The sequence below is a fragment of the Roseateles amylovorans genome (genome assembly GCF_025398155.2).
Classification (GTDB): Bacteria; Pseudomonadota; Gammaproteobacteria; order Burkholderiales; family Burkholderiaceae_C; genus Roseateles; species Roseateles amylovorans.
Window position 1 is genome coordinate 5,226,982 of sequence record NZ_CP104562.2, and the last position, 25,239, is coordinate 5,252,220.

15 protein-coding genes and 1 riboswitch are annotated in these 25,239 nt (G+C 67.6%); of the genes, 4 read left to right on the forward strand and 11 right to left on the reverse strand.

What is annotated here, in order from left to right; all coding sequences use genetic code 11:
• The first annotated feature begins 99 nt into the window (after positions 1–99).
• The 3 genes from N4261_RS21640 to N4261_RS21650 are packed head-to-tail and all read left to right on the forward strand — an operon-like array spanning position 100 to position 5,597.
• Positions 100–2,304 carry a TonB-dependent receptor gene (locus tag N4261_RS21640; protein ID WP_261757321.1) on the forward strand — a complete coding sequence of 735 codons (2,205 nt, stop codon included), beginning with the start codon at positions 100–102 and terminating at the stop codon, positions 2,302–2,304.
• 11 nt (positions 2,305–2,315) lie between these two features.
• Complete coding sequence (locus N4261_RS21645; RefSeq protein ID WP_261757322.1) at positions 2,316–3,464, forward strand: PepSY-associated TM helix domain-containing protein; 1,149 nt, start codon at positions 2,316–2,318, stop codon at positions 3,462–3,464.
• 33 nt (positions 3,465–3,497) lie between these two features.
• On the forward strand, positions 3,498–5,597 hold the full coding sequence (locus N4261_RS21650) for a TonB-dependent receptor (RefSeq protein ID WP_261757323.1): 2,100 nt from the start codon (positions 3,498–3,500) through the stop codon (positions 5,595–5,597).
• A 143-nt stretch (positions 5,598–5,740) separates the two neighbouring features.
• Here N4261_RS21650 and N4261_RS21655 read toward each other — a convergent pair whose 3' ends face one another.
• The 7 genes from N4261_RS21655 to N4261_RS21685 form a co-directional block, all read right to left on the reverse strand.
• Positions 5,741–7,873: a TonB-dependent receptor gene (locus tag N4261_RS21655; protein ID WP_261757324.1), complete on the reverse strand. Its 2,133-nt coding sequence runs from the start codon at positions 7,871–7,873 to the stop codon at positions 5,741–5,743.
• Positions 7,874–7,993: 120 nt separating this feature from the next.
• A riboswitch (cobalamin riboswitch) is annotated at positions 7,994–8,243 on the reverse strand.
• Positions 8,244–8,321: 78 nt separating this feature from the next.
• Positions 8,322–8,813, reverse strand: coding sequence for a hypothetical protein (locus tag N4261_RS21660; RefSeq protein ID WP_261757325.1), 492 nt, complete (start codon positions 8,811–8,813; stop codon positions 8,322–8,324).
• Positions 8,814–8,880: 67 nt separating this feature from the next.
• Positions 8,881–9,477 carry a hypothetical protein gene (locus tag N4261_RS21665; protein ID WP_261757326.1) on the reverse strand — a complete coding sequence of 199 codons (597 nt, stop codon included), beginning with the start codon at positions 9,475–9,477 and terminating at the stop codon, positions 8,881–8,883.
• A 94-nt stretch (positions 9,478–9,571) separates the two neighbouring features.
• Positions 9,572–9,946: a VOC family protein gene (locus N4261_RS21670; protein WP_261757327.1), complete on the reverse strand. Its 375-nt coding sequence runs from the start codon at positions 9,944–9,946 to the stop codon at positions 9,572–9,574.
• A gap of 213 nt (positions 9,947–10,159) precedes the next feature.
• Complete coding sequence (locus tag N4261_RS21675; protein ID WP_261757328.1) at positions 10,160–11,395, reverse strand: DEAD/DEAH box helicase; 1,236 nt, start codon at positions 11,393–11,395, stop codon at positions 10,160–10,162.
• A complete protein-coding gene (gene dbpA / locus N4261_RS21680) occupies positions 11,392–12,732 on the reverse strand; it encodes an ATP-dependent RNA helicase DbpA (protein WP_261760805.1) in 1,341 nt (446 codons plus the stop codon). The genes N4261_RS21675 and dbpA overlap by 4 nt, the downstream gene beginning before the upstream one ends.
• A 359-nt stretch (positions 12,733–13,091) precedes the next feature.
• Positions 13,092–15,392: a DOMON domain-containing protein gene (locus tag N4261_RS21685; protein ID WP_261757329.1), complete on the reverse strand. Its 2,301-nt coding sequence runs from the start codon at positions 15,390–15,392 to the stop codon at positions 13,092–13,094.
• A 451-nt stretch (positions 15,393–15,843) separates the two neighbouring features.
• On the opposite strand from N4261_RS21685, the gene N4261_RS21690 reads away from it, so the two are divergent.
• Positions 15,844–16,731 carry a CsgG/HfaB family protein gene (locus tag N4261_RS21690; protein ID WP_261757330.1) on the forward strand — a complete coding sequence of 296 codons (888 nt, stop codon included), beginning with the start codon at positions 15,844–15,846 and terminating at the stop codon, positions 16,729–16,731.
• Between the two features lie 149 nt (positions 16,732–16,880).
• Here the strand turns inward: N4261_RS21690 and N4261_RS21695 are convergent, their stop codons facing one another.
• The 4 genes from N4261_RS21695 to N4261_RS21710 all read right to left on the reverse strand — a co-directional run bounded on the left by N4261_RS21695 (position 16,881) and on the right by N4261_RS21710 (position 24,852).
• Positions 16,881–19,643 carry an alpha-galactosidase gene (locus N4261_RS21695; RefSeq protein WP_261757331.1) on the reverse strand — a complete coding sequence of 921 codons (2,763 nt, stop codon included), beginning with the start codon at positions 19,641–19,643 and terminating at the stop codon, positions 16,881–16,883.
• Positions 19,640–20,875 carry an amidohydrolase family protein gene (locus N4261_RS21700; RefSeq protein ID WP_261757332.1) on the reverse strand — a complete coding sequence of 412 codons (1,236 nt, stop codon included), beginning with the start codon at positions 20,873–20,875 and terminating at the stop codon, positions 19,640–19,642. Before N4261_RS21700 ends, N4261_RS21695 begins: the two co-directional genes overlap by 4 nt.
• A gap of 121 nt (positions 20,876–20,996) precedes the next feature.
• The gene (locus N4261_RS21705; RefSeq protein ID WP_435531964.1) at positions 20,997–21,806 is read right to left on the reverse strand and encodes an endo alpha-1,4 polygalactosaminidase; all 810 of its coding nucleotides are present in this window, start codon (positions 21,804–21,806) and stop codon (positions 20,997–20,999) included.
• Between the two features lie 154 nt (positions 21,807–21,960).
• Complete coding sequence (locus N4261_RS21710) at positions 21,961–24,852, reverse strand: TonB-dependent receptor (protein WP_261757333.1); 2,892 nt, start codon at positions 24,850–24,852, stop codon at positions 21,961–21,963.
• Positions 24,853–25,239 lie beyond the last annotated feature (387 nt).

Below are 25,239 nucleotides of genomic sequence, written 5' to 3' on the forward strand. Positions count from 1 at the left end.
CCGTGCGGCCGATGCCGCAGCGGCTCCTCCCATTCCGTTGCCCCTGTCGGTGTCGCTGGCGTGCCGGCACGACCTCGTCCCGACGACTGACCGTTGACCATGAACCTCACCCCGACCGCCATCACCGCCGCGCTGATGCTGCTGTGCACCCCCGCATTCGCCGACGAGCCGTCGTCTGGCAATGCCCAACTTGACCGCGTCGAAGTCTCCGGCGTGCGGGATCGGCTCAAGCTGGAGGAGACTCCCGCCGCCGCCAGCCGCCTGGGCCTGACCGCCCGTGAGACGCCCGCCACCGTGCAGACCCTCACCCAGGAGGACCTCCAGTTCCGAGGCCTGCGCACGGCGCGCGAGACCTTTGCCGACATCCCTGGCGCCATCGCCGGCAACGTGCCCGGCAATCCTGCGGCCGTGATGATGCGGGGCTTCTCGGGCAATGCCGTGTCGATCCTGCAGGACGGCGTGCGGGTCTCGACCTCCACCATCGTGCAGCGCGACAGCAACACCTGGCACTTCGATCGCATCGAGGTCATCAAGGGTCCGGCGTCGGTGCTGTTCGGCGAAGGCGCGCTGGCGGGCGCCATCAACAAGGTCACCCGCAAGCCCACGCTGGACGGGACCCATGTCGACGCGCTGCTCAGCCTCGGCAGCTTCAACACCCGCGCCGCTGCGGCCGGCGCCAATGTGCAGCTGTCCGACACGCTGGCCCTGCGGATGGACGCCAGCCAGCTGCAATCCGACAGCCTGTACGACGTCGAGCGCAACCAGACCCGATCCCGCGGACTGACGGGCAGCATGCTGTTCAAGCCCAGCGCCGACCTGAGCGTGCTGCTGGCGGTGGACCACTACGCCGATCGCTACGACGGCACCTACCAGGGCGTACCGCTGGTGCAGGCGGCCGTGGCCAAGGATCCCAGCCGCATCGTGCACAGCGCCAACGGCCTGGTGGTCGACAAGGCGCTGCGCCATCGCAACTACAACCCGGATGGCGCCTATTCCAGCGCCGACGAGACCACGGTGCGCGGCCGCATCGACTGGCAACTGGGCAACGGCTGGGCGCTGGCCACCGACCTGACGGCCTACACCGCCGACCGCGCCTATGTGCTGAGCGACACCCAGACCTTTGTCGCGCCGACGGCCGCCTTCCCCAACGGCAGCTTCTCCCGCACGGTGCAGCGCTTCTATCACGACCACCAGTTCTGGAATGTGCGCGGCGCCCTGTCCCGCAGCGGCGAGCTGGCCGGCCTGCGCAATCGCTTCACCGCCGGCGTGGAAGTGAACCACACCGACTTTGCGAGCCTGCGCCAATCCTCGGCGGCGAGCGCGCTGGCGGCCGTGGATCCATATGCGCCGGTCGTCGGCAGCTTTCCGACCGCCGACAGCAGCTACAGCGCCGGCAACGTCAATTTCGACTCCAAGCTGAAGACGAGCTCGCTGTTCGTCGAGAACGCCCTGAACCTGACGCCGCAATGGCTGCTGGTGGCCGGCCTGCGCCGTGACGACATCGACCTGGACCGCCGGGTCACCAACTTCAATGCGACGCCCCATACGGTGCAGAACGCCCATCCGCGTTATCGGCCACTCTCGTGGCGCCTGGGCAGCACGTATGCGCTGAGCACGTCCACGTCGGTCTATGCGCAGGTGACATCGGGGGCGGTGCCGGTGTCGTCGATGTTGACCCAGTCCATCGTCAATGCCGGCTTCAAGCTCACCCACGGTCGCTCGGCGGAAGCGGGCTTCAAGATGACGAGCACCGATCACCGCCTGTCGCTGACCGGTGCGGTCTATGACATCCGCCAGGACGACATCCTTACCCGCGACCCCGCCAATCCGTCGCAGACGGTACAAGGCGGCCGCCAGTCGTCCCGCGGCGCCGAGCTGAACGCCGCGGCCAGCCTGAGCCGCAGCGTGACGGTCGGCGCCGGCGTGGGCATGGTCGATGCGGTGTACGACCGGCTCATCGAAGCGGGCGGCGCCGTGCGCACCGGCAATCGGCCGATCAACACGCCGGTCACATCGGGCAACGCGTTCCTCACCTACGCGGTGCCAGGGGTGCCGTTGTCGATCAGCGGCTTCGTCCACCACGTCTCGGGCTTCTACACGGACACGGCCAACACGATCCACGTCGACGGCCACACCACGCTGGACGCGGCCGTGGCCTGGACGCTGTCGGGCGCCACCACGCTGACGTTGCGTGGCCGCAATCTGACGAACGCCTTCTACGGCGAGTACTCGGGCTACCCGACCACCAACGTCTACCTGGGCGCGCCGCGCAGCGTCGAGCTGTCGCTGCGGGCGAGGTTCTGACGATGTCACGCGTGCGGGCCTTCGTCCTCAAACTCCATCTCTGGCTGGGCCTGAGCATCGGCGCGCTGTTCGTGCTGCTGGGCCTGACCGGATCCGCGCTGGTGTTCTATGAAGGGCTGGATGCGGGCTTGCATCCGGAGATCCGTGTGGCCGCCACCGGTCCGGCACCGGGCTGGGACTCGCCAGTCTGGGACCGTGCGCTCGCCACGGTGCATGCCAGGTGGCCGGACCGCCAGGGCGCCTGGCGCTTCGAGGTTAGCGGACCGCCCGGTGCCCTCGCAGCGCGCTATCAACCGCCCGGCGGCGGACACCATGGCCGGCGGGTGATGGTGTGGCTGACGCCCGATGGCACCGCCGTGCTGCGTGAGGCCGAATGGGGCGGCTACCTGATGACGTGGCTGTACGACCTGCACATGGAGCTCCTGGCCGGTGGCGCAGGCCGCGCCTTCAACGGCTGGGCGGGTCTGGTGACGGCCGTGCTGCTGCTGTCCGGCCTGTGGGCCTGGTGGCCGCGGGGCAGTTGGGCGCGGGCGCTTCACTTCAAGCGGGACGCGGTGCGCACGCGGCGTCTGCGCGACATCCACAAGCTCACGGGCCTGATCGGGCTTGCATTGCTGCTGATGTTCGTCGTCACCGGGGTGATGCTGTCCTTGCCGGACGAGAGCAATGCGGTGCTGGCCCGCACCGTCGGCATGCCGACCCAGGCGCCGAAGGTCCGTGCCTCCGCCACCAGCGGCATCCAGGTGCCGCTGTCGCGCGCCCTGGCCGCGGCACGTGTCGCCTTTCCTCAGGCGCGACTGGCCTGGGTGGAGTCGCCGGGCCCCGGCACCGGCGTGATCCTGGTGCGGGTGCAGCAGCCCAGCGATCCGAGCTTCCGCTTCCCGCACAGCTACGCCTATGTCGACCCCTACACCGCCGCCTTGATCGCCATCCGTGACCGCGAGGCGTTCGGCACCGCCGATGTCATCAACAACTGGCTGCACCCGCTACACGACGGCTCCATCGGCGGCGTGGGTCTGCGGGCGCTGTGGGTGGTGAGCGGTCTGCTGCCGGCGGTGCTGTTCATCACCGGTCTGTGGCGATGGCGCTGTGTCCGACGCGCCGCTCGAATGCCCCGCGCGCCGACCGCTCCAGGGGCGGCTCCGCACACCCCCGATTGACGATCTCAACGGCCGCCACGCGCGGTACCAAACATGATGCCACCGATAACGCTCACCTTGATCCTCGCCGCGCTGCCGGCGTTTGCCCAGGCGCAGACCGCTGAGCCCTCCGCCAATTTGCTGCCGGTGGTCCGCATCAGCGGCACCAGCGACAGCGCGTCCGCCAGCGGTCTGGCCCTGGGCACCACGGCCGCCCCGCTGAACACGCCCTTCTCCATCAGCCGCGTGCCGGCCGACCTGCTGCGCGACCAGGCGGTCACCTCGCTGCAGGACGCGCTGCGCAATGTGCCGGGCGCCCAGGCCGATTCCGGCTTCAACGGCTCGCACACCCAGTTCTTCCTGCTGCGGGGGGCGGTGTCGGACAACGGCACCGGCTCCAACCGCGTGTTCCGCGACGGGGTGCGGCTGTCCAACTATCCCTACACGCCGGCATTCGTGGAGAGCGTCGACGTGCTGCGCGGCCCTGGCGCGGCGCTGGGAGTGCGCAGCGAACCCGGCGGCACCGTCAACCTCACCACGCGGCAACCTCAGTTGAAGAACTTTGGATCGGTGCTGATCGGCGCGGGCACCGCGAACGCGCGGGAGTTCTCGGTGGACTTGAACCGCGTGCTGTCGTCCGAGAACGAGCTGGCCGCACGCCTCACCGCCACCCGTTCGCAGTCCAGCGAATGGCGCCACGTACCGGATCGGCTGGACGGCGTGAAGCTGGGGCTGGCCAAGAGCGACGGCGCGCGCTATCACCTGCGGGCGAGCGTCGAAGCCACCAACCAGACCTATCAACCGGATTACGGCCTGCCCGCTCTCAATGGCCGCCCGGTGGCCGTGCCTCGAGACCGACAGTTCGGCGAGCCCTTCGGTGACTCGACGACCCGCAACCGCATCGTCGACCTGCACGGCGACGTCGCATTGGATGCTCGCACCCGCCTGACGGCAAAGCTGACGCACCTGGAAGCCGATTCCACCTCCATCAAGAACCTGCTGAATGGCTCGCCGCTGGCCAATCAGCCGGCGGGCACCTGGGCGCGGGTGTCCGCCTGGGAGCCGGGCACCACACGCCGCATCGATTCGGCGACCACCTCGCTGACCCGCGATCAGACCCTCGCTGGCCTGCGCCACCAGTTCTATGTCGGCCTGGACTATTACGAGGAATTCCTGGACCAGCCCGCGCTGTCGGTCCCTGCATCGACCAGCCCGAACATCAACGTCTTCAATCCTGTCTACGGCCTCGTCACGGCGCCCGCCAACCCAGGGTCGCTGGCCCGCTCGCTGACGACGCAGAACCTGTATGCCTTCGGCGCCTCGCTCCAGGACCAGGTGGACCTGGGGGATTGGTCGGTGGTGGCCGGTGTGCGCCTGGACCGACAGCACTTCAGATACGGCGCGGCCACCGTGATGCCGGTGGAGGAGTCCCGCTGGTCGCCGAAGATTGCGGTATTGCGACGACTCGGCGCGTCGGACAGCGTCTACGCCCATCTGTCGACCGGCACCGCGCCCAATCAGGTGGCCTCGTCCACGAATCAGTCGCTGCCAAGCCGACGGTCGGAACAGGCGGAGCTGGGCTGGAAGTCGCAATGGCAGGACGGCCGGCTCAGTTCCGACGTGGCCGTGTACCGGCTGGCGCAGAACCACATGATTTCCTCGGACACGAGCACGCCCAGCAACTTTGATTTCAACCTGGCCGGCGATGCGCGGTCGCAAGGTGTCGAGGCCTCGCTGAGCGGCCGCCTGAGCGGACGCTTGAACACCAGCCTCACCTATGCCTACACGGAGGCGACCTACGGCGACAACGCCGTCTATGGCGGCAAGCGGGTGCCGAATGTGGCGCGGCATGCGGTGAATGTGTGGGGACAGTACGACTGGGGCCAAGGGTGGAAGACGGCGGCCAATGTGGCTGTGCAGAGCCGCCGCTTTGCCGATGAGGCCAACACCACCGTGCTGCCGGGCTATGCGCGCGTCGACCTGATTCAGAGCTGGACCGCGTCACTGGAAGGTGCTCAATCCTTGGCGCTGCAACTGGCCCTGCGCAATCTGTTCGACAAGGCCTATGACGTATCCAGTCATTTGCATGTGTCGCGATGGATCACGCCCGGCCAGGGGCGCAACGTATCGGTGACGGCCACCTACCAGTTCTGACGCTGCGCTGCCCGGCGGCGCAGCGGTCCTCAGGCGAACCGCTCACAGTCGCACGTCGTCATCGCGTGGATGGCGTCAACGCACCCCGGATCGCAGGCGGACGCCAGCCCGGGGGCCGACGTCCGATGCCGATGCGACCTCGATCAGAAGCTGCGTCGCAGCGTCACCCGCAGCGTGCGCGGCTCGGCGGGATGCAGGTGGCGATCCATCACCGGCGTGGCCTCTCCCGGCAGCTGCGATTCATAGAGGTACTCGATGTCGTTGACCTTGCGGTCGAACAGATTGAAGACATCCAGCGTCAGCTCGGTCTTCGGACCGAAGCGACGGCTCACCCGCAGGTTGGCGGTCAGCGACGAATGGGAGCGCTCGCTGTTGTCCTCGATCAGCGCGCCGCTGCCGAGGTAGCGCCAGTTGATGCCTGCGGACCAGGGACCGAGGTCGCGCAAGGTCACGCCGACCGAGGCGACCTTGTCCACCGCGTTGGGGATGCGGTTGCCGGCCGGGTCGGCGTCGGCAAAGCGCGCGTGGGTCCAGGCGAAGTCGGCATCCACCAGCAGCCATGGCAGCGGCACATAGCGGTTGTTCCATTCGATGCCGCGGCGTTTGCTGGGCCGATTGGCCTCGGTGGCACCGGCATCGCCCACATAAACCAGCTCCGAATCGAAATCCAGCTTCCACAAGGCCAGCGAGCTCTGCAGGCCGGGCAGCCATTCGCTGCGCAGGCCCAGCTCATAGCCCTTGGCCTTGACCAGGCCCGGCGCAGGATCCACGGCCGCGGTGACACCCCGCGCGTCATTGCTGTGAAAGCCGCGGCCGGCGTTCAGGAACAGCTCCGTGCGTGCCCAAGGCCCGAGCACCAGCGAGAACTTGGGCGACGCCAGCGTTTGCCGGGCACGCCCTGAATCGCCGTTGCCCGCGATGTGGGTGACATGGAAGCGCCCCTGGTCGGCACGCACGCCGACGACGGTGCGGGCCCACGGTGCGAGTTCGACGCTGGTCTGTCCATAAAGACTCAGCAGCGTTTCGCGGATCCGGTCGTCGCGCGTGGTCTCGATGACGGCGCGCTGCTGGGTCTGGAAAAGGCCGACGTCGGCGCGGTCCTGGCGCACCTGCAGGCCGACTTCGCTGCGCGCAGGCAACTCGCCAATGCTGTGCTCCCGCGCGTGGCTGGCGGAGAGTCCATAAACCTTGCGGTCGTCTCGCTGCGAGAACTGGTCGCCGGTGACCGGCCGTTCCATGGCGTAGGTGAAATTGGAGAACAGGGAGAGCTCATAGGCCATCGCGTAGGCGGCGACGCGGCTGTGCGCGCCATCCACATCGCGGGACCACTCGCCCGACAGACTGGTGCGCCGGGTGCGGCCTCCGTCGGTGGGGTCGATCGCATCAAAGCGGTCGAAGGGCCTCCCCTGCCAGGTGCCGGCGTCGATCAATCGCTGCGGCACCTGGTCGGTCGAGGTCCAGTGGGCACGGTAGTCGATCAGGCTGAGTTGCCAGCGGTCCACGCCTCGGGTGTTCGACAGGGTCAGCAGCAGGTTGCGACGGTCCAGGCCTTCGGGAACCGACCAAGGGCCATCGTTGCGCATCAGCTCAGCGGCGCCCAGCAATTGCAGGCTGCCGCTGAGCTCGGTGGAACCGGCCACCACGCCACGGCGATAAGCGCCCTCACCCAGGGTCACCGCCACAAAAGGCGCATCCAGGGCCCGCCGGTAAACCATGTCGGCGGAGCCGGCCGCGGCAAAGTTGCCGTTGGGCGCGAAGTAGGGCCCTTTGCGGTAATCGATGCGATCAACCAGCTCCGGGATCAGGAAGTTCAGGTCGGCGTACCCCTGTCCATGCGCATTGCTGGGGATGTTCACCGGCACGCCGTCGAGCGTGGTGGCGAAGTCAGTGCCATGGTCCAGATTGAAGCCGCGCAGGAAGTACTGGTTGGCTTTGCCGTCACCGCTGTGCTGGGTCACGATGAGGCCGGGCACGAATTCCAGCACCTCGCCAGGACGCAACGCAGGCCGGCTCTTGAGCAGCTCGGCGCGGATGCGGCCCTGCGACGCGGCATCGGTGCTGCCGACGCCGTTGTCATAGTGGCGGCCGTGGACTTCGACCGCATCGAGTTTTCGTTCGGGTGCGGCCACCACGTCAGCGGCGGGCTCGACGATGTCGGGCGCGGCCCAGGCGCCCGCGCTGCACCACAGCAACGCGGCGGCGGCACTGCATCGCAGGCCATGGGTCGTTCGCAGGGGGTGGCGCTCTGGCAGGGTGACAGGGGATGGGCGGGTCATTCGAAGCTCTCCATCGGCCTGCGTCCCCGCAGGCCTGTTCGGTGGAGGAAGCCGATGGAATGACACGCGCAGGCGAAACCACGCGAGCGCGCAGCGTCGACGGCGCGCCGCACCCCGCGGCTTCCGAGGCAGTCGAAGGCCGGTATCCGGGCTCGCGGCGTCTGCGGGCTGCCAAGGGCAATCCGACAGGGCGCACTCGCCTTCCCATGCCCGAGGGGCACAGTGGCTGTCGGCATAGAAGCCGACTTGAGCACGCTTTCAACCGCTGACCGTTGCGGGGGCAGCACAGGCTTTGCGTCGTGGGACGCGCACCTGTTTCCCGTTTAACCCGACCGCATCGCGGCCAGGCACCTTGGACTGTGGGGAGGCCGCTCAGCGAATCCTGCTGCCGGCGGCCGGGCGCGATTCTACGAGGAGACGATCGGCCAATGAAATCGGGCCCGCGCGATCACCTGGGCGGCTGCTGAAACTCGCCTTCCACCCACGCGGCCGCGCTGGTGTCGGTCAACCGGAAGCTGGCTGCCACACGCACCTGGGCGAGGGTCTCGCCCTGCTCGTTGCGCGCGCTCAGCGTGGCGTAGGGGTTGTCCTCGTCCGGGACGATGTCCAACAGCACCTGGATGCGCCCGGCCGGCGTGTCCACCTTGACGCTCTTGTGCAGCTTCGCGTGCAGTTGCTGCTCATGGCGACGCAGCACTTCGGAGGCCGTCTTCACCAGCGTGTGAAAGGCGGCTGCATCCAGCGGCTTGGGGTTCTTCTTGTCGCGCCCCATGGTCCAGGGGCCCACCAGCGCAGGCTCGGACTCGCCGACCAGGGTCATGGCCACGGCCCAGCCCTCGTCGTCTTCGTTCTTGATCACCTGCGCCGTCCAGCGCTCATCACGCCACAGCCGCGGCTCCTGAATGATGGTGACCTCGTCGTCGGAAAAATTCGTACTCATGCGACCGAAGGTATCACGGCGATCCGACTCGGCGTGCGGTGCCACCGCACTGCGCGTCAGCGATCGCTCAGCCTGCGACCGATCCCGCCAGTCCGCGCGCGGCGGATGCCGTGGCAGCGAGCGCCTCAGCGTACAAATCGAACACGAGCGGCTGCGGAGCGAACACCTCCGCCCACTCAATGCCGTTGTTGCGCGGCAGGCAGACGATGACATGACGGCCCTCGGCAAGCCGCTTGCTCGTGAAGCTGAGCGCGCCGGGTGTGTGGCCCGCACGGGGGTTATCGAACACCCAGGCCTCCAGGCAATGCGGAAACAGCGCCGCACCGTCAAATCGCTCGACCGGCACCGTGATCACGATGGTGCCGCGCTTGCCGCCACTGGCGTTCCAAAGGGACTCCCTGCCGCTGACAGGATCGCACGACAGATCGATCCGGAACTTGCCGCGGTCGGGCTGAAGAATGTCTGCGGAACGCTTCCAGAGCGGACCGTCCTTGTCGATGCCGTAGGCCCAGCATCCGTCGGCCATCGCCAGCAGCGGGCGCAGCACGGTCCGGTGCACCGCGTGGGTGGCGTCCAACCCACCTTCCCACTTCGCCTCCGACGTCAGCAAGCGGATGGTGAAATTCGATGAGCGCGCCACCAACGCGCGGTCGCTGTCCTTCATCCCCCCACCCCTTCAACCCTCGTTCGGTCCCTTGGAAAGAGCCTCATGGCGACCGGCCACCCCGCATCGGCGCGGACGCCCCCTGGCGTGTCGCTCACGCCTCCGGCCGATGGCACACCGCTTCAATGTTGTGCCCATCCGGATCGATGACGAACGCGGCGTAATAGTTGGCGTGGTACTTCGTCCGAAGTCCGGGCGGCCCGTTGTCCTTGCCGCCGGCCTCCAGCGCAGCGCGATAGAACTCATCCACCGACTCACGCCGCTTGGCGGAGAAGGCCACATGCAGGTGAGCAGGCTTTTCCTGGGTCTCGAAGAGGCACAGCGAGGGCTCGCCCTCGCCGCACAGTTCGATGCCGTAGGACGGCACGCCCTCCGACACCACCGCCACGCCCAGAGGCGCCAGCGCCTTCACATAGAACGCCCGGCTCGCGGCGTAGTTGCTGACACCAAACTTGACGTGGTCAAACATGCGTGCTCCTGAGGCTGGATCCCCGACGGATGACGGGCGGCACCGAGCATACCGCCACCCCGTCACGGACCGCTGCGGGTCGCCCCCACGCCGCCCAGGCCGCCCACGCGTCCACGCGTCCACGCGTCCACGCGTCCACGCTCATGATGCGCTCGTGGTGCGCCGCTGATGCCCCGGTGAGGCGACCGCGAATCCTCACGGTCCAGCCCCGACCTACTCGCCTCGCGCCGCAGCTGCTCTCAGCTTGTCCTTCTTGCTAGGTCGGCGGCCCTTGATGCCGCCGGCGGCGGTGTCCGGCGTCACGGTCTCGGTGGGCTCGAAGCCCGCAATGCGCTCACGCGCCACGCGTCGACCCTCGCGCTTTTCGATCAGCCGAAAATGCGCCTCCGCGGCCGCGGGAATGAAGCTCACCGCCAAGCCATCCGCCCCGGCACGTGCGGTGCGTCCGATGCGATGCACATAGTCCACCGCCGAACGCGGCAGGTCGTAGTTCACCACCACCGGCAATTGCGCGATGTCGATGCCGCGCCCGCCCAGATCGGTGGCCACCAGCACCCGCAGCTTGCCTGCCTTGAAGTCGGCCAGCATCCGCGTCCGCGCGCCCTGGCTGGCGTCGCCATGGAAGGCGGCCGCCTCCAGGCCGGCCTTGCGCAGCTTGTCCGCCACATGGTCGCAGGCATAGCGGGTGGCGACGAACACCAGCACCCGCGTCCACCCCCCCTGACCGATCAGATGACGCAGCAGCGGCGTGCGACGCGCCGCATCCACCTCGATCGCGCGCTCTTCGATCTTTCCCTGGACCGTCGGCTCCTGCACGATCTCGACCCGGACCGGGTCCCGCAGCAGCTCGGCGGTCAAGGCCCGGACCGCCTCCGGGAAGGTGGCGGAGAACAGCAGGTTCTGCCGACGCGACGGCAGCAAGGCCAGCACCCGCGTCACCTCGTCGGCGAAACCGCCATCGAGCATGCGGTCCGCCTCGTCCAGCACCAGGCAACTGACATCGGACAACTTCAGCGCGTTCTGCGCGACCACGTCCAACAGCCGGCCCGGCGTGGCGACCACCACCTCGGCGCCGCCGCGCAAGGCCATCATCTGCGGATTGATCGACACACCGCCAAACAGCACCGAGACCTTCACCGGCTCCTGCAGGAACTGACCGATCTGCCGCAGCGATTCACCGACCTGCGCCGCCAGCTCGCGCGTCGGCACCAGCACCAGCGCCTGGGTGCGGCGCAGGGCGGGCCGCACACGGGCGTCGATCTGTTGCAGCACGGCGAACGCAAATGCCGCCGTCTTGCCCGAGCCGGTCTGCGCCGAGGCCAACAGATCGCGCCCGGTCAGTGCGGCGGGAATGGCCGCAACCTGGATCGGTGTGGGCTCGACATAGCCCAGTTCTTCGGCCGCGCGGACAAAAGGGGCCGACAGGCCCAGGGAGGCGAAGGTGTTCAAAGCAACCTCACTTTCACCGACTTGCCCTTCACCTTGCCGGCGTTCAGCCCCCGCAGGGCCTGGTCCGCGACGCTGCGCTCGATGGCGACATAGGTCGAGAACTCATTCACATTGATCTTGCCGATCTGGCTGCCCTCGAAGCCGAGGTCCTTGGTCAACGCGCCCAGCACATCGCCCGGACGGATCTTTTCCTTGCGCCCGCCCAGTATCTGCAGCGTCACCATCGGCGGACGCAGCGGCTCGGCGCCGGCCGGCACGGTCAATTCGCTCAACGGATGCCAGACGCTGGCGCTGCCCTGCATCTGGTCGATGCGGCCGACCCGGCCCATCTCATCCATGCTGGCCAGGCTGAAGGCCCAGCCCTCGCCATCGGCACGTCCGGTGCGACCGACTCGGTGGGTGTGCACCTCGGCATCGGGCGTGATGTCCACATTGATGACCGCCTCCAGCTGCGCAATGTCCAGCCCGCGTGCGGCCACATCGGTCGCCACCAGCACGCTGCAGCTGCGATTGGCAAATTGCACCAGCACCTGGTCGCGGTCGCGCTGATCCAGGTCGCCGTGCAGTTCCAGGGCCACGATGCCCTGCGCCTGCAGCACCGCCACCAGGTCACGGCATTGCTGCTTGGTGTTGCAGAAGGCCAGCGTGCTGGCGGGCCGGAAATGATTCAGCAGCAGACCGACGGCATGCAGCCGCTGGCTTTCCTCCACCTCATAGAAGCGCTGGCGGATCTTGTTGGCGGCATGGCGCTCGGTGAGCGTCACTTCCTTCGGATCACGCATGAAGCGCGAGGCGAGCGAAGCCACGCCCTCCGGATAGGTGGCCGAGAACAGCAAGGTCTGACGCGCCTTCGGACACGCCTGGACCACCTGGGCGATGTCTTCGGCGAAACCCATGTCGAGCATGCGATCCGCCTCATCCAGCACCAGCGTGTTCAAGGCCTGCAGGTCCAGGGTGCCGCGTGAGAGATGGTCCAGGATGCGGCCCGGTGTGCCCACCACGATGTGGGCCCCGTGAGCCAGGCTCGCCAGTTGGTTGCGGATCGGTGCACCGCCGCAGAGCGTCAGCGTCTTGATGTTGTCTTCGGCGCGGGCCAGCCGGCGGATCTCCTGGGTGACCTGGTCGGCCAGCTCGCGGGTCGGGCACAGCACCAGCGCCTGCACCGCAAAGCGACGGGGATTCAGATTGGCCAGCAGCGGCAGGGTGAAGGCGGCGGTCTTGCCGCTGCCGGTCTTGGCCTGCGCGATGAGATCCCGTCCCGCCAGGGTGAGCGGCAGGCTGGCGGCCTGGATGGGCGTCATCGATAAATAGCCCAGTTGCTCCAGATTGGCCAGCATCGTGGGCGGCAACGGCAGGGTGGCGAAGGAAGAGGCGCTGGTCACGGACGGCGCGGGCGTCGGCTCGGCGGCGCCGGGAAGATCGGTACGGGTCATACGCGATTGTCCGCTGCAATTGGACCAACGCCCAAAAACGCGGAATTGGCGCCACGTTCGGCCACCGGCACACCGTGACGGACGCCTCGAATGTCGCCCTCTCCGCAGCGCCTCGTCCGAGCCTCCGCGCCCACCTGGGCACTCAACAAGGCCCTGCCTCGTTCCGCCATGCGGCCCCATACCACCCGCAATACGGCCCTCGATACCGTCCTTTCCTACGGCGCTCGGCCGGGCCGCGGGAACGAACTTCAGCAGCCTCCCGCTCAATGTCCGTCGAATGCCACCTGCAACTTGAGAAAGACTTCGCTGCGGGTCGCCTGGCGGGAGGACTCGTCCCTTTGCGCGCCCAGCGCGGCCTGGTAGCGCCCGCCGAAGCGCTTCTTCCACATCAGCGACCGATGGCGCTTGCGGTCCAGGGTGGGCGCGATCCCCGTCGCCATGCCGCGGCGGCTTCGCTCGTCCTGGAGGATCAGCCGGATGCTTTCATTGGCATTCAGATGCAGCAGGGACAGCAGCCGCACCCCGCGCTCATCCAGCGACGGATACGGCCCTTGCGCGTCGATGGTCACGCCGGTGAGCACCGGATCGATCTCCAGGCTGCGGTCCCCCGGCAGCGCCCAACGGCTGCTCGCCTGAAGCGACCACCAGCCGCCGCGCCCGACCCGATCGAACTCGCTGTCCAGTTGACGGCCCCAACTGCCTTCGCCCGTGAGGCGAGGCATCCAGGGCACCGGCGTCGATTCGAATCCGCCGTGCCAGGCCGGCGTCGCATGCAGGCGCCCGCCGCTGCGCGCCCGCTGGCGGTCCGCACCGAACTGCAGCCAGCCATCGGTCCGCCGATCCCCCTGGGCCCAGACGCCCAGCCGCAGTTCCCGCCGGATCACCTCGCCACCGGGCTCGTCGCGTGCGCGATCACGCAGGCTGCGCAGCTCGGCGGCACTGACATGCAGCTCCGTCTGATGCAGCGTCAGGCCCTCTCCGATCGGCAGGCTGCGCTCGCCCATGCGCCGGTTCAGTTCTCCGCTGACCTTCCACAGGCCTGCTTGGTCGACGAAGCCCAACAGGTTCACAAAGTCCGGGCCCACCACGCTGGCCTCCATCGCGTTGAGCCACTGCTCATCGCTGTACAGCAGCTTGGTGGCGACCTGCAGATCGCGCTGCGCGCGCGCCGCCTGGCGCAGGGTTCGGCCGTCGTCATCGACGTTCAGCGTGTGCTCGCTGATCAGCGCGTTCCATTGAACCTTCAGATGGCGGTCGTCATCGCTGCTCCGCCACAGGCCGTCGGCGCCGACCAACTGGTTGTAGCGATGCGCATCCAGGCTGCGCCGCGCGACCAGCACGCCTTGCGTCAATCGGCCTGCGTCCTCGCCCGACTGCACCCGGGCGCGCAGCAACTGGGAGACGCTGGGCGCATCCAGCGTCCACTCGTCGGTGCCCCACGGGCGGCCGCGGGTGACGACTGCGCCGGCCCGGTCCTCCGACAGAAGCAGGCTGGCATCGGCACTCGCGCCCCGCCAGGTGGACCGCAGGCCCCAGCGCGGATCGGCAATCGTGCGGGAGTAGAAGGCCTGCAGCGGCAGGCCCAGGACATCGGCGCTCTCCAGGAAGTAGCGGCGCTTCTCGGGCAGTGCCAAGGCCACGGCGCGATTGCCGCTGGTCTGCGGCGCATCCACGTCCACCTGCGCGAAGTCCGGATTCAGGGTGGCGTTCACCAGCCAATCGGCGCGCGGCCGCCACCAGCCCTCCAGACCGAGGCTGCCGTCGCGGCGGTCCTGTCCGCCTTCCCGCACCGAGCGACCGGTCCATTCCACGGTGACCTGGCCCTCCTGTCGGTCCCGATGCCGACTCAACACCGGCTCCAGGCCGTTGACTGGCGTGCTGGCGTGAAGGAAGTCCAGCGCCTCGTTGTCGGCCGCGCCGCTGACCAGCAGCAAGTCATCTGCGCCCGGCACCGCCCGCGCCACGACGAGGCGCCACGGTGCGGCCATCTGGTAGGGATACCGCAGCGCGGCCAGCGGCCAGCGGATCTCCATGCTGTAGCCGTCGGACAGGCGCTGGGTGGAGACCTCCACCGGAAAGTCGGGCCCGAGGTCCTCCTCATCGTCCGAGGCGCGGTACAGCCCGTCGGTCACCACGCCGGCCAGGCTGGCCTTGACGAACATCGCGGATTCGCCGCGCCCCCCGGTGTCGATCCACAGCCCGATCATGTCCTGATCGCGCTGGACCGCATCTCGCCGGGAAAGCCGCACATGAGGCGGCTGGGCGGACCAGGCCCGGATGCCGACGATCAGCGACTGACCATCCGCCACCAGGCGCACCTCGGTGCGGAGGGCTTCGGGATACGCGGCATTGGCGCGCGGCTGAAGCTGGGCAAACTGGTCATGCACTGGCGCGCGGGTCCAGATCGCCTCATCCAGGCGGCCGTCGATGAGGATCCGCGGCTCGCCCTCCGAGGCTGGCAGCACCTCGAAGGCATAGGCAGCCGGCGCGAGCAACAGCGAGGCGACCATGCCGGCGCCACGCTGGCGCAGGCGCCGCCACGGGGCGCGAAGAAGCGCAATCATCATGAATCCCTGAAGCCAATCTTGTTGTGGATCGACAGGTCAACAGCCGACTGCGATCGGGGCGCAGTATCCCTTGGACGGTGCACCGCGCCGGAAGCCATGCTGGGGTCCTTCAGAGGGATGAGCTGATGTGCTGCGCCTCCGTCACGGAGGGCACGTGGCGCAGGACAAATGACACAGGACGCAGGATCCAGCGCGTCGCTGGCGGTCCGAGGCAGCCCTGCGCATCCTCGATGAGGCGTGCCACGTCACCGCCATCCGTCAAGCATTCAGATGTAAACAATCGCAGCCTGCCGGGAATCGGCGACAGACCACCCATCAGTGGGGCTCGCAGCCGCGAGGCCATGCGCTAACGTCCGACCGGTTTCAACCCCAACGGCGAATGACGGTGGTGCATCGGGCAGGCGACACAGAGCGCCGCAGCGACGCCACTTCGGGCCAGGAGTACGGCATGAGCGCGATCAGCAGTCTTCATCAGCGCGGCGACGCGCCGCATCTCTCGCACGCTGCGGCGGCGTTCTCACGCGGCTTGCTGCTGCTCGCCTGTGCGGCGGCGCTGGCGGGTTGCGGCAAGCAGGGAGCCACGCTGGGTGAAGGCAGCTCCGAGATCACCGGTTCGGCCGGACCGGCGGGTGCGAGCAAGGCCAACCGCGACCTGATGAAGTGCGATGCCCCGGTGGCCACGCTGGCGTTGGTGGAGAACCCCAACGGTTATTCGGTCAGCGGTGCAAACGGCCTGCCGAACACGCCGCTGCCGCTGGTGCGCCTGCTGGCGCAGCAAAGCGGCTGCTTCCGCGTCGTGGACCGCAACTCCGGCCTGAAGGCGACGATCCGCGAGCAGGAGCTCAAGGACGCGGGTGTGTTGCGCCAGGAAGGCAGCACGGTGCACAAGGGCAAGGGCTACGAGGCGCAATACACGCTGGTGCCCAGCCTGACCTTCAGCGAGCAGGATGCGGGCCGACAGGTCGGCGGCATCCTCGGCATGATTCCGGTGCTCAACAAGTTTGTCGGTGCGGCCGAGCACATCAAGCTCAAGGAAGCGCAGGTGGCACTGCTGCTGACGGACAACGAAACGACCGAGCAGGTCGCCGCCGCCACCGGCTCGGTGCGCGTCACCGATCTGGGCATGGGCGGCCTGGTGCTGGGCAAGCTGGGCGGCGCCGCAGGCGCGGGCTGGTCCAACAGCAACGAGGGCAAGGTCATCGCGGCCGCGTTCCTGGACGCCCACAACCAGCTCGTCGTCCAGGCCCGCATGCTGGCCGCCAAGGACCTGCCGGAGCCGGTGCCGATGAAGAAGGCGGGCACCGGGGCGGCGAAGAAGGCGCCCGCAGGCGCTTGAGACATCCATCTTTCGCAGCGGTCCAGATGAATGGGACTCGCCCCCCAAGCGCGGCAAACGTGAGAGGCGCACCCGGTGCACCTCCCCTGCACTTTCCTGGGCTCGCAGTCAGCGGCCTCTTAACGACCTGAGCCGGCAACAGCGACGGCTCAGCCCTCCAACCGCAACTGCCCGAACGCCTGCGGCACATGGAAGTCGGCCGTGGGCGTTCCGGTGGGACTCCAGGCCGAGTACTGTCGCTGCGCCCCGCTGCCTTCGATGCGGAACAGGTTGATGCGCCATCCCTCCAGCACGCCCCCACGCCGAGTGGCGGCCCGCGTCGACGCGGCCGCCGGCAGCGGCACCGACAGCTCCGCTGTCCACATCCGGTGCTGCGCGTCGACCGTGGTTCTGGCCTTGCTGGCACCGACCAGGCGCTGACGCTGCGAGCCCCGGATGTCGATGTCCATCACCAGCCCGTTCGGTGCGACCTCGATCTCGCGGTAGCGATCGGTGCCCGCATCGTCAGGGGACTGGATGAACACCTCCACCACATCCCGCTCCCACAGCGGCCAGATCGCGGTGGACGATCCTTCGCGCTCATGGGTGGTGAGAGCGTTGTAGCGGCTGTTGAAGCGCAGATGCAGCACCCCATCGGCATGCAGCATCTGCACCCGTGTGGACTGGGTGCCCGTCAGCGGCTGGCCGCGCCAGTCATGGGCAAAGAAACTCGCGGGCGCCTCTTCCCACGCCGACGCCAGCGGGAAGCCGTCGCGACCGATCAGCCGTGCCGGCACACGCGTGGCACGCGCCAGCGGGCGCTCGGCGGTGCCTTCCAGCACCGCCTCGATCAACAGGTGCTCCTTGAAGCGCAGCGCGACCGTGGGCCGGGCCGCGTCCACGCGTCCCAGGTCCACGCCGTTGACGTAGTCGCGCAGCCGCCAGGTGCCTGGACCGAGGCCGCGCAAGGTGACCGGGCCGTCCCAACTCGGCGCATAGAAGGCGTAGTGCATCACGCCGTTCTTCTCCACCACATGCGTCTCGGGCTTGTCGAAGGCGATGTCGTAGAGCTCGCCACGGTAGGTGCCATCCGACAGGCCCTTGGCATTGTGCGCAGCGATCCAGCGGCGCCAGTGCGGCTCCAGCTCCGGCGTCAGCAGGAAGGAGTCCTTGGGCTTGGGATCTTCCGGCCAGGTGAACTTGGTCGACACCACCCCGCCCACGCCGACGGCAGAGGCAAAGTCCTTCCCGCCGGTGGAGAGCTCGACGTGATCGCCCGCGTAAGCCGACCACCGCCCCATCTGCGCCTTGAGCGCCTTGCCCTTGTGGCGCACCTGCCAGCTCGACAGCGGATCGGAGGCCGGCGCCTGGTCGATCCACGGCATGTTGTGGAAGGCATAGCTGGTGCCGCACGGGCAGACCTCCACCACCGCCTCCGGATTGGCCGCATGGGCGGACTCGAACATCGCGCGATAGAAATCGGCCATGTGCTCGACCGACTCCTCGGGACGGGCATGCTTGTGCTTCGGGTTGAAGCAGGGCGCGACGCCGTTGAGATGCTGGCCGTCGATCTTCAGACCGTCGAAACCCCAGTCGCCGATGATCTTCTTGAACAGCGCCGCGATGCGCTGCTGGGTCTCTTCATGCGCGGGGCACAGGTAGAAGCAGTTCCACCACGAGACCATCTGCACCGCACCGTCCTTGTCCAGTAGCAGCAGATCGGTGTGGTCATGCAGCTCGTCGCTGCCCGGCGCCACCGCCAGCGGCGCAATCCACAGACGCGCCTTCATGCCGCGGGCATGGATGTCGGCCACCAGGTCCTTCATGTCGGCTTCGCCGCGCGGGAACTTGGCCAGGTCAATGTTGTGCCAGTCGCCCGTCAGGCGCTGCCAGCCGTCGTCCAGCACCGCCCATTTGAGACCCAGTTCCTGCGCCTTCGGCAGGGTGTCCCGCACCCGCTGCAGCGAGAAGTCGCGCTCATAGCCCCAGGCGCACCAGACCGAGTCATGGGCGCTGCGAGGCGGCTCCGGGGCCGCCAGGCCCTGGGCGTTCATCAAGCGCCGATAGCGATCCAGCGGCACGAAGCAATCGCCCTCATGCACCGCGATGAACGCCAGCGGCAGCGAGAGGCTCGCCCCGGGCGCCAGCGTCTGAGGCTCATCGCTGCGCAATGCCAGCTCCACTTGATCGCCCACCGCCTTGACCGGCAGGGCCACCAGCCGCGGCAGCTTGTCCAGATGGCCGATCGCCACGCCCAGGTCGCGTCGCCAGACATCGACCAGCGGCGTGCCGCCGCCGTAGTCCGACGCGTTCATGCCCATGAAGTTGCGCTGCTCGAAGCCGCGCTGGACCGGCTGCATCCAGTCACGCCGGTCCTGATGGGTGGCGCCGGAATAGGTCCACCAGCCCCCCGCATGACGCGGCGCGGGCAGCAGGCGATGCGCGCCGACGGTCCAGCCCTGCAGCTCGACCGCCCGATCGGAGCGATTGGCGAAGGCGACCTCCAGCAGGGCCACGCCGGGATGCTCATCCAGCAAGGTCACGGTGACTGACTTCTCCAACCCGTCCGCGCTGCGTCCGGTGAGCGCCAGACGCTGGCCCGCACCGAACGGTGTGGCACCGCTGCTGGGCGTGGCCGAGGCGAGTCGGAAACGCGGCGCCGGCTTGCCCTGCGCCAGGAGAAGCTGTTCACCCGCGTCGAAGTCCGTCAGCGGCTGCGGCCGTGGTCCGCCGAGGCGCACCAGGCGACTGCGCATTTGATCGTCGAACTGCACCGACAGTTGGTCATCCTGCAGTCGCACGTGACCGCGTCCGACATCGGCCGCCCGCGCCGACGCGGCGGCGCCCGCCGACGCCGTCAGCGCCAGACGCGGGGCGAGGCCCGCCACCGGGGCGGCGCCCAGCCACTGGAGGAATGCGCGGCGGGCGGTCATCGGGGCGCCTTCCAGGCCGTCGGGAAGGTCCGCTCGGCATTCAGGTGATAGAGCTTGTCGACGACATCGCGCGGCAGGCCTAGGCCCTGCACCGGTTGATCGAGATCGGCCACCTTGAAGGTCTCCTCGGTGTTGAAGTAGCGCCAATGTTGCCGCCAGATCGGGGTCACCTCGCGCAGCAGCGCCTGGCCGGATTGCTCCGGCGTCTGCGACAGATCGGTGCCGTACAGCAGGCGGTCCTGGTACTTGATCATGAAGGCACGCACCTTGGCGCGGTCGTGCTGGCTCTGCGATTGCAGCTGCCCGATGCGGGCGGCCAGGTCGACCACCGCCTTCGGGAAGCGATCGAGAAACGCCGCCAGCTCATCCACATTGCGCTCCAGCGAGGCCATGTGCATGCCGACGAAGCGCAGCGTCGGATGCGCCGCCACCATGCGGTCGCGAGCAGCCATCTGGGTCTCCCAGCTGGGCATCTCCGGATGCAGGGCCATGTGGTACTGCGGATGGGCGGCGAAGTATTCCCGGTCGTTGTTGACTGTCATCTGGTCCAGCGGCAGCCAGCAGTTGTGCGGCTCGCCCTGATGACCCAGCAACGGAATGCCGCGCTGGGCGAGGTGGTCGAACAGCGGCGCGAAGCGCTCGTCATCGATCATCACCAGCGAGCCGTCCGGCTTGCGCAGGCTCATGCCGATGTTCTTCCAGACCTTGACGCCGACGGCGCCGGCGCGAAGCCCGTCATCGATGCGGCGCTGGGTGGCGTCCAGCCAGCCGGGCTGGTCGGAGGTGTCGCTCGAGAAGCTGGTGGCCCAGGCCAGGTCGGCGGGACGGGCCTGGCGCAGCGCGATCGCGACGCGCTGCTGGTCGTCCAGCGGCGGGAAGTCCGGATAGTCGACATTGATCGTCAACAGCCGAAAACCCAGCTTGTGGGCGCCGGCAAGGAAGACCGGATCGGGGTTGTGCAGATGGACGTGGGCATCGACCTTGGGCACGCGCGCGAAGTCCGCCATCGTGTAGGAGGCGGAGGCCTTGCGCGGCTTGGTCGTTGCTGCGGACGTCTTGGCGGTGGCGGCGGCGCCAGCGTTGGACGAGGACACCGAGGCCGCCGCTGCCGGGGGCTGCGATGCCGCGCTGCGGGACGCCGGGGCGGCATCCGCCGCCACCGCCAGCGAGGCGGCACCGGCCATCGCAGTGAAGAGGGTCGCCAGGGCGGCGGTGCTTGCGGGATGTCTCATCGTCGGGACCTTGTGGGCGCAGCCTCATCGGCACGCGGAACTGCGGGGAAGAAGGGGAAGGTCAGCACCGGCCCCCATCGATGTCCGCGCCGAGGACATCGGTGGGGGCCCAGCGCTTCAATCAGAAGCAGCTGAAGCGGTAGGAATCATCCAGATCCAGCGCCAGCACCAGGGTGCGGATCTTGGCGGTGGCCATGGCCGCACACAGCTTGTCGCGCGCACCGCTGGTGTTCTTGCGGTACTTGCTGGCGTACTCGGCGTTGAACACCGGCTTGCCCTTGCTGGTGAACACCGAGTAGCCACCGCATTCGGCGTACTGGTTGCATTGCTCGTTCACCGCCATGTCGAAATACGGCTCCAGCGCGGACAACTGGTCGACATCGTTCTTCAGCGCGATCGCCAGACCGCGACCATGCGCGGCATTGGCCAGGTACTTGTTGTAGTCGAGCTGGGTGGCCGAGGTGAGCGAAAAGCCGGTGCTGTTGGAATAGCCGTCGACGTTGTCGGGCTCGACCCCATCGCAGCCCTTGGACACCGCCAGATCCAGGCGGCTCAGCATGATCGAGCGCACATTGACCGAGCGGGTGTCCAGCCATCGTTCGCCGTCCCAGCCGTCCAGCGCGTTGCCCATGTCGGCCGCCTGGAAGCGGTTGAAGTCGCTGCGCCAATTCTCCGAACTGCCGGCGGAGAAATAGCACACCACCTTGCGGCCGGCGGCCTTGAGCTGGGCGATGGTCTGGGTGGGGGTGTCGAACAGGTCCACGTCGTAGACATCGACGTTGTAGCTGGTGTTGACCGTGCCGGTGAGTTGCCATTGCCAGGTGGTGTTCACACCCGGCTTCCACCAGGTCTGCGCCTGGGCGGTGGCCATCGTCAATCCCAGCAGCACGGATGCGCCGAGTTGAATCCACTTTGTAGAAACTCGCTTCATGGGTCCTCCTTGATGAACATGCGGCAGCGCCGCGGTTGAAAAAACAAGGGAAGCGCCGCTGCCGCGGGGAGGTACTACAGCGTGATGCGCACACAGCCGTCGCCAGGGGCGCGACGGCGCCTCGCGTGGCGACGGATCGCCACGCGGGTGAGGCTCAGAACTTCAGGCTGGCGCCGAGCATGAAGGCACGGCCCCAACGGTTGTAGCCGTTGGGCAGGGTGATCGCGCCGTTGCCCAGGGTGTATTCCTGCTTGGCATCGGTGAGGTTGCGACCTTCGATGCTGATCTTCAACCACTCATTGACCTCGTAGGAGGCCTGGGCAGTGAGCCAGGTGATGGCCTTGGCGCGCTCATGGAAGCCCGGTCCGATGACATTGATCGCGGAGACGAATTCATCGGTGTGGTCGGCCGTGGCGCTGAGGCTCCACGGGCCCTTCTCATACAGCAGACCCAGCGAGGAGGTCGCCGGCGCGATGCCCGCCAGCGGCCCTTCCACGCCCGCCACCACGCTCTTGGAATTGTTGCGGGTGTACTGGGCACGCACGCCGAAGCCGTTGTCCCACAGGTGCTGGAAGCCGATCTCCATGCCGCGCACCCGGGCGGTGTCGCCGTTGATCGGCTTCATCACATTGAACAGATGGCCGGGCACGCCGATGTCCACGCCGGTTTCCCAGCTGGTGGTGATCTGGTTCTTGATGTTCTTCTGGAACACCGCGAAGGTCAGCGCCGAGTTGCGGGCGTAGTACCACTCCAGCGAGGCGTCGTATTGCTTGGCGCTGTAGGGTTTCAGATCCGCGTTGCCGCCGTAGACCTGGGTGAAGTCGCCCCAGGCCACGCTGGCGGTGGTGCTGGTGGGTGCGAGTTGCTCCACCGACGGCCGGGCCATGGTCTTGGCCGCGCCCAGGCGCAGCTGCAGCTTGTCGTTGAAGTGCCAGACGAAGTTGGCCGACGGCAGACCGTAGGTGTAGCTCGCGTCCTGGACGATCTCGGTCGGGTCCGCATAGACGGCGGTGTAGTTGAACGGACCGTTCTCGGTCAGGCTGGCGATCTTGGCATCCCAGGCCTTGGCGGTGGTCTTGGTGCGGACCAGGCGGACGCCCACATCGGCATTCCACTGATCGCCGGAGAGATCGGCCTGGACGAAGGCGGAGGTGGTCTTCTCCCGCACGCGATAGCTCTGCAGCGGATTCCAGACCGGGCCGGCCTGGCTGAAGTCGTAGGTGCCACCGTCCGGACGCGGCTTGCCGTTGTAGGCCTGCAAGGCCGCCAGGTAGTTGGGCACGTCGAAACCCAGGAAGCTGCGCGGAAAGCTGCCGCTGACCCCGCTCATGAAGTTGGGCAGGCTCAGGTGCTGGTCCAGCACATTGCCGCCCAGCGTTCCCACGTTGATTGCATTGGTGCCGGAGTAGTAGTTCTCTCCGCCGTTGATCGCGTTGTCGACCAGGTCGCGGTTCTTGTCGCGGCGCGTGGTGCTGACGCCGAAGCGCAGGGTGTCGACATGGAAGCGATCGACGGTCCAGGCCCCGTTCAGGGTGATGCCGCGGATCTTGTCGTCGATGTTGTCACCGCTCAGGCCCAGGTAATGGGTGTTGAAGTCCTTCGGTCCGAACAGGCCGTTGGCCAGACCGCTGATCAGGTCGCGGCCGTCGGCGAAGGTGGTGGAGATGTTGGGCACCTGCGAGCCGGTCAACTGCACCGAGGTCACATTGGGCTGGTTCATCCGCAGGACGGTGTAGGTGTCCTGCCCGCCGGAATGGCGCTTGGAGCTCGACTGGTAGAGGTCTCCGTTGAAGCTCAGCGTCTCGGTGGCCTTCCACTCGACATTGGCGCCGTACAGCGCGCTGTCCACGACGCGGTGGGTCGTCAGGTTCAGCAGCTCCGGATTCAGTTGCTGTTCCGGATCGGCGCTGTTCATGGTGAAGCCGGTCACGACGCCGTTCTGCACCTTGATGTCGGACCAGCGACCCGGCGCGAACAGGGTGTAGAACGATTGCTGGTAACCGACCTGCGGCGAGTCCAGCCGGGTCTTGATGCCGTCGACCACCACCTTGACGCTGTCGCTGGGCCGCCATTCGACCTTGCCCGACAGCGCCAGGCGCTTCTTCTGCTCCATGATCGAGCCGACACGGAACTGACCCGGACCGATCAGGCCCTCTTCATCCGGATCCAGGACGCCGTTGCCGTTGGGATCGATGTTGCCGCCCCAGGCATTGCCGGTCCAGTTGGCCGCGGGATCCGAGATCGGATTGCGGGTCCAGCCGCCGTCATTGCCGGCCGTGTCGGTGCGCACCTTGCGGTCGGCATAGACCACGCCCACCAGCACGCCCAGTTCCTTGCCGAAGGTGTTGCTGTAGGTGCCGGAGATCTTCCCGCCGTTGAGCTTGGACATGGTGTTGCGGTCACCCTCGACCCGCAGCAGGCCATGCTGGCCCGGCTGATCGAAGGGGCTGGCCGAACGCAGGTTCACCAGGCCGCCGATCGCGCCTTCCATCACCGAGGCCTGCGCGGACTTGACCACATCGGCGCCGTTGATGATGTCGGACGGCAGCACGTCGAACGCGAAATCGCGGCCTTCGCCATCGGTGGCCAGGATGCGGCCGTTGAAGGTGGTCAGGGTGTATTCGGGACCCAGTCCGCGCACGCTGACCTTCTGCCCCTCGCCGCCCGCGGTGCGGGAGATCGACACGCCGGTGATGTGGCTGAGCGAGTCCGCCACGTTGTCGTCGGGAAAGCGTCCCAGCTCGGTCGCGCTGATGCTGTCCTGCACCGCCGCCGCATTGCGCTTGAGGTTTAACGAACGCTGCAGGCTGGCGCGGGTGCCGCTGATCTCGACGCGATCCAGGGTCTGGTCGGCGTCCTTCTTGATCTCTTTGCCGTCCTTCGCGTCCTTGGCTGCCTGGGTCTCGGCCTGCGCAGCGTCTGTCTTCGGCGCGTCCTGCGCCAGGGCCGGGGCCGCCACGGCCAGCCAACCCAGGGCCGCCAGCATCGCGGCGGCCAGGGGTCGGAGGGCAAACCGCGTCTGCGGCGAATGCAGTCGAGCACTCATCTCAGGATTCCTTCGTTGTCTTGGCAGCCGCGTCAGGCAGCCGGGGGGAGGCCATTCAAGGAAAGACGCGCCGAAGGACAGCTCGGGAGGCGCGCACTGCCGGCGTGCTTGGACCTGCCGGCTTGCCGAAAGTCTACGATTCCTTTCGAATGATTTCGCATATGGTTTTTACCAACGTTTTAACTTTCGATGACAGCCTCTACGAAAGGCAACATCTTTTGTGAAGACGCGCTTTCGATTTCCCACGCAGGTGCATCGAATCGGCTTGCTGGGGTTTTCCCTGGAAATCGCCGGATTCCTGGCAGCCCGGGCCAAACTTCCGTTGTGTTTCTGATTGGGCTGACCTATTCTTTCGTACGAAAGCTCAATCGAGCCTAACGACCTCTC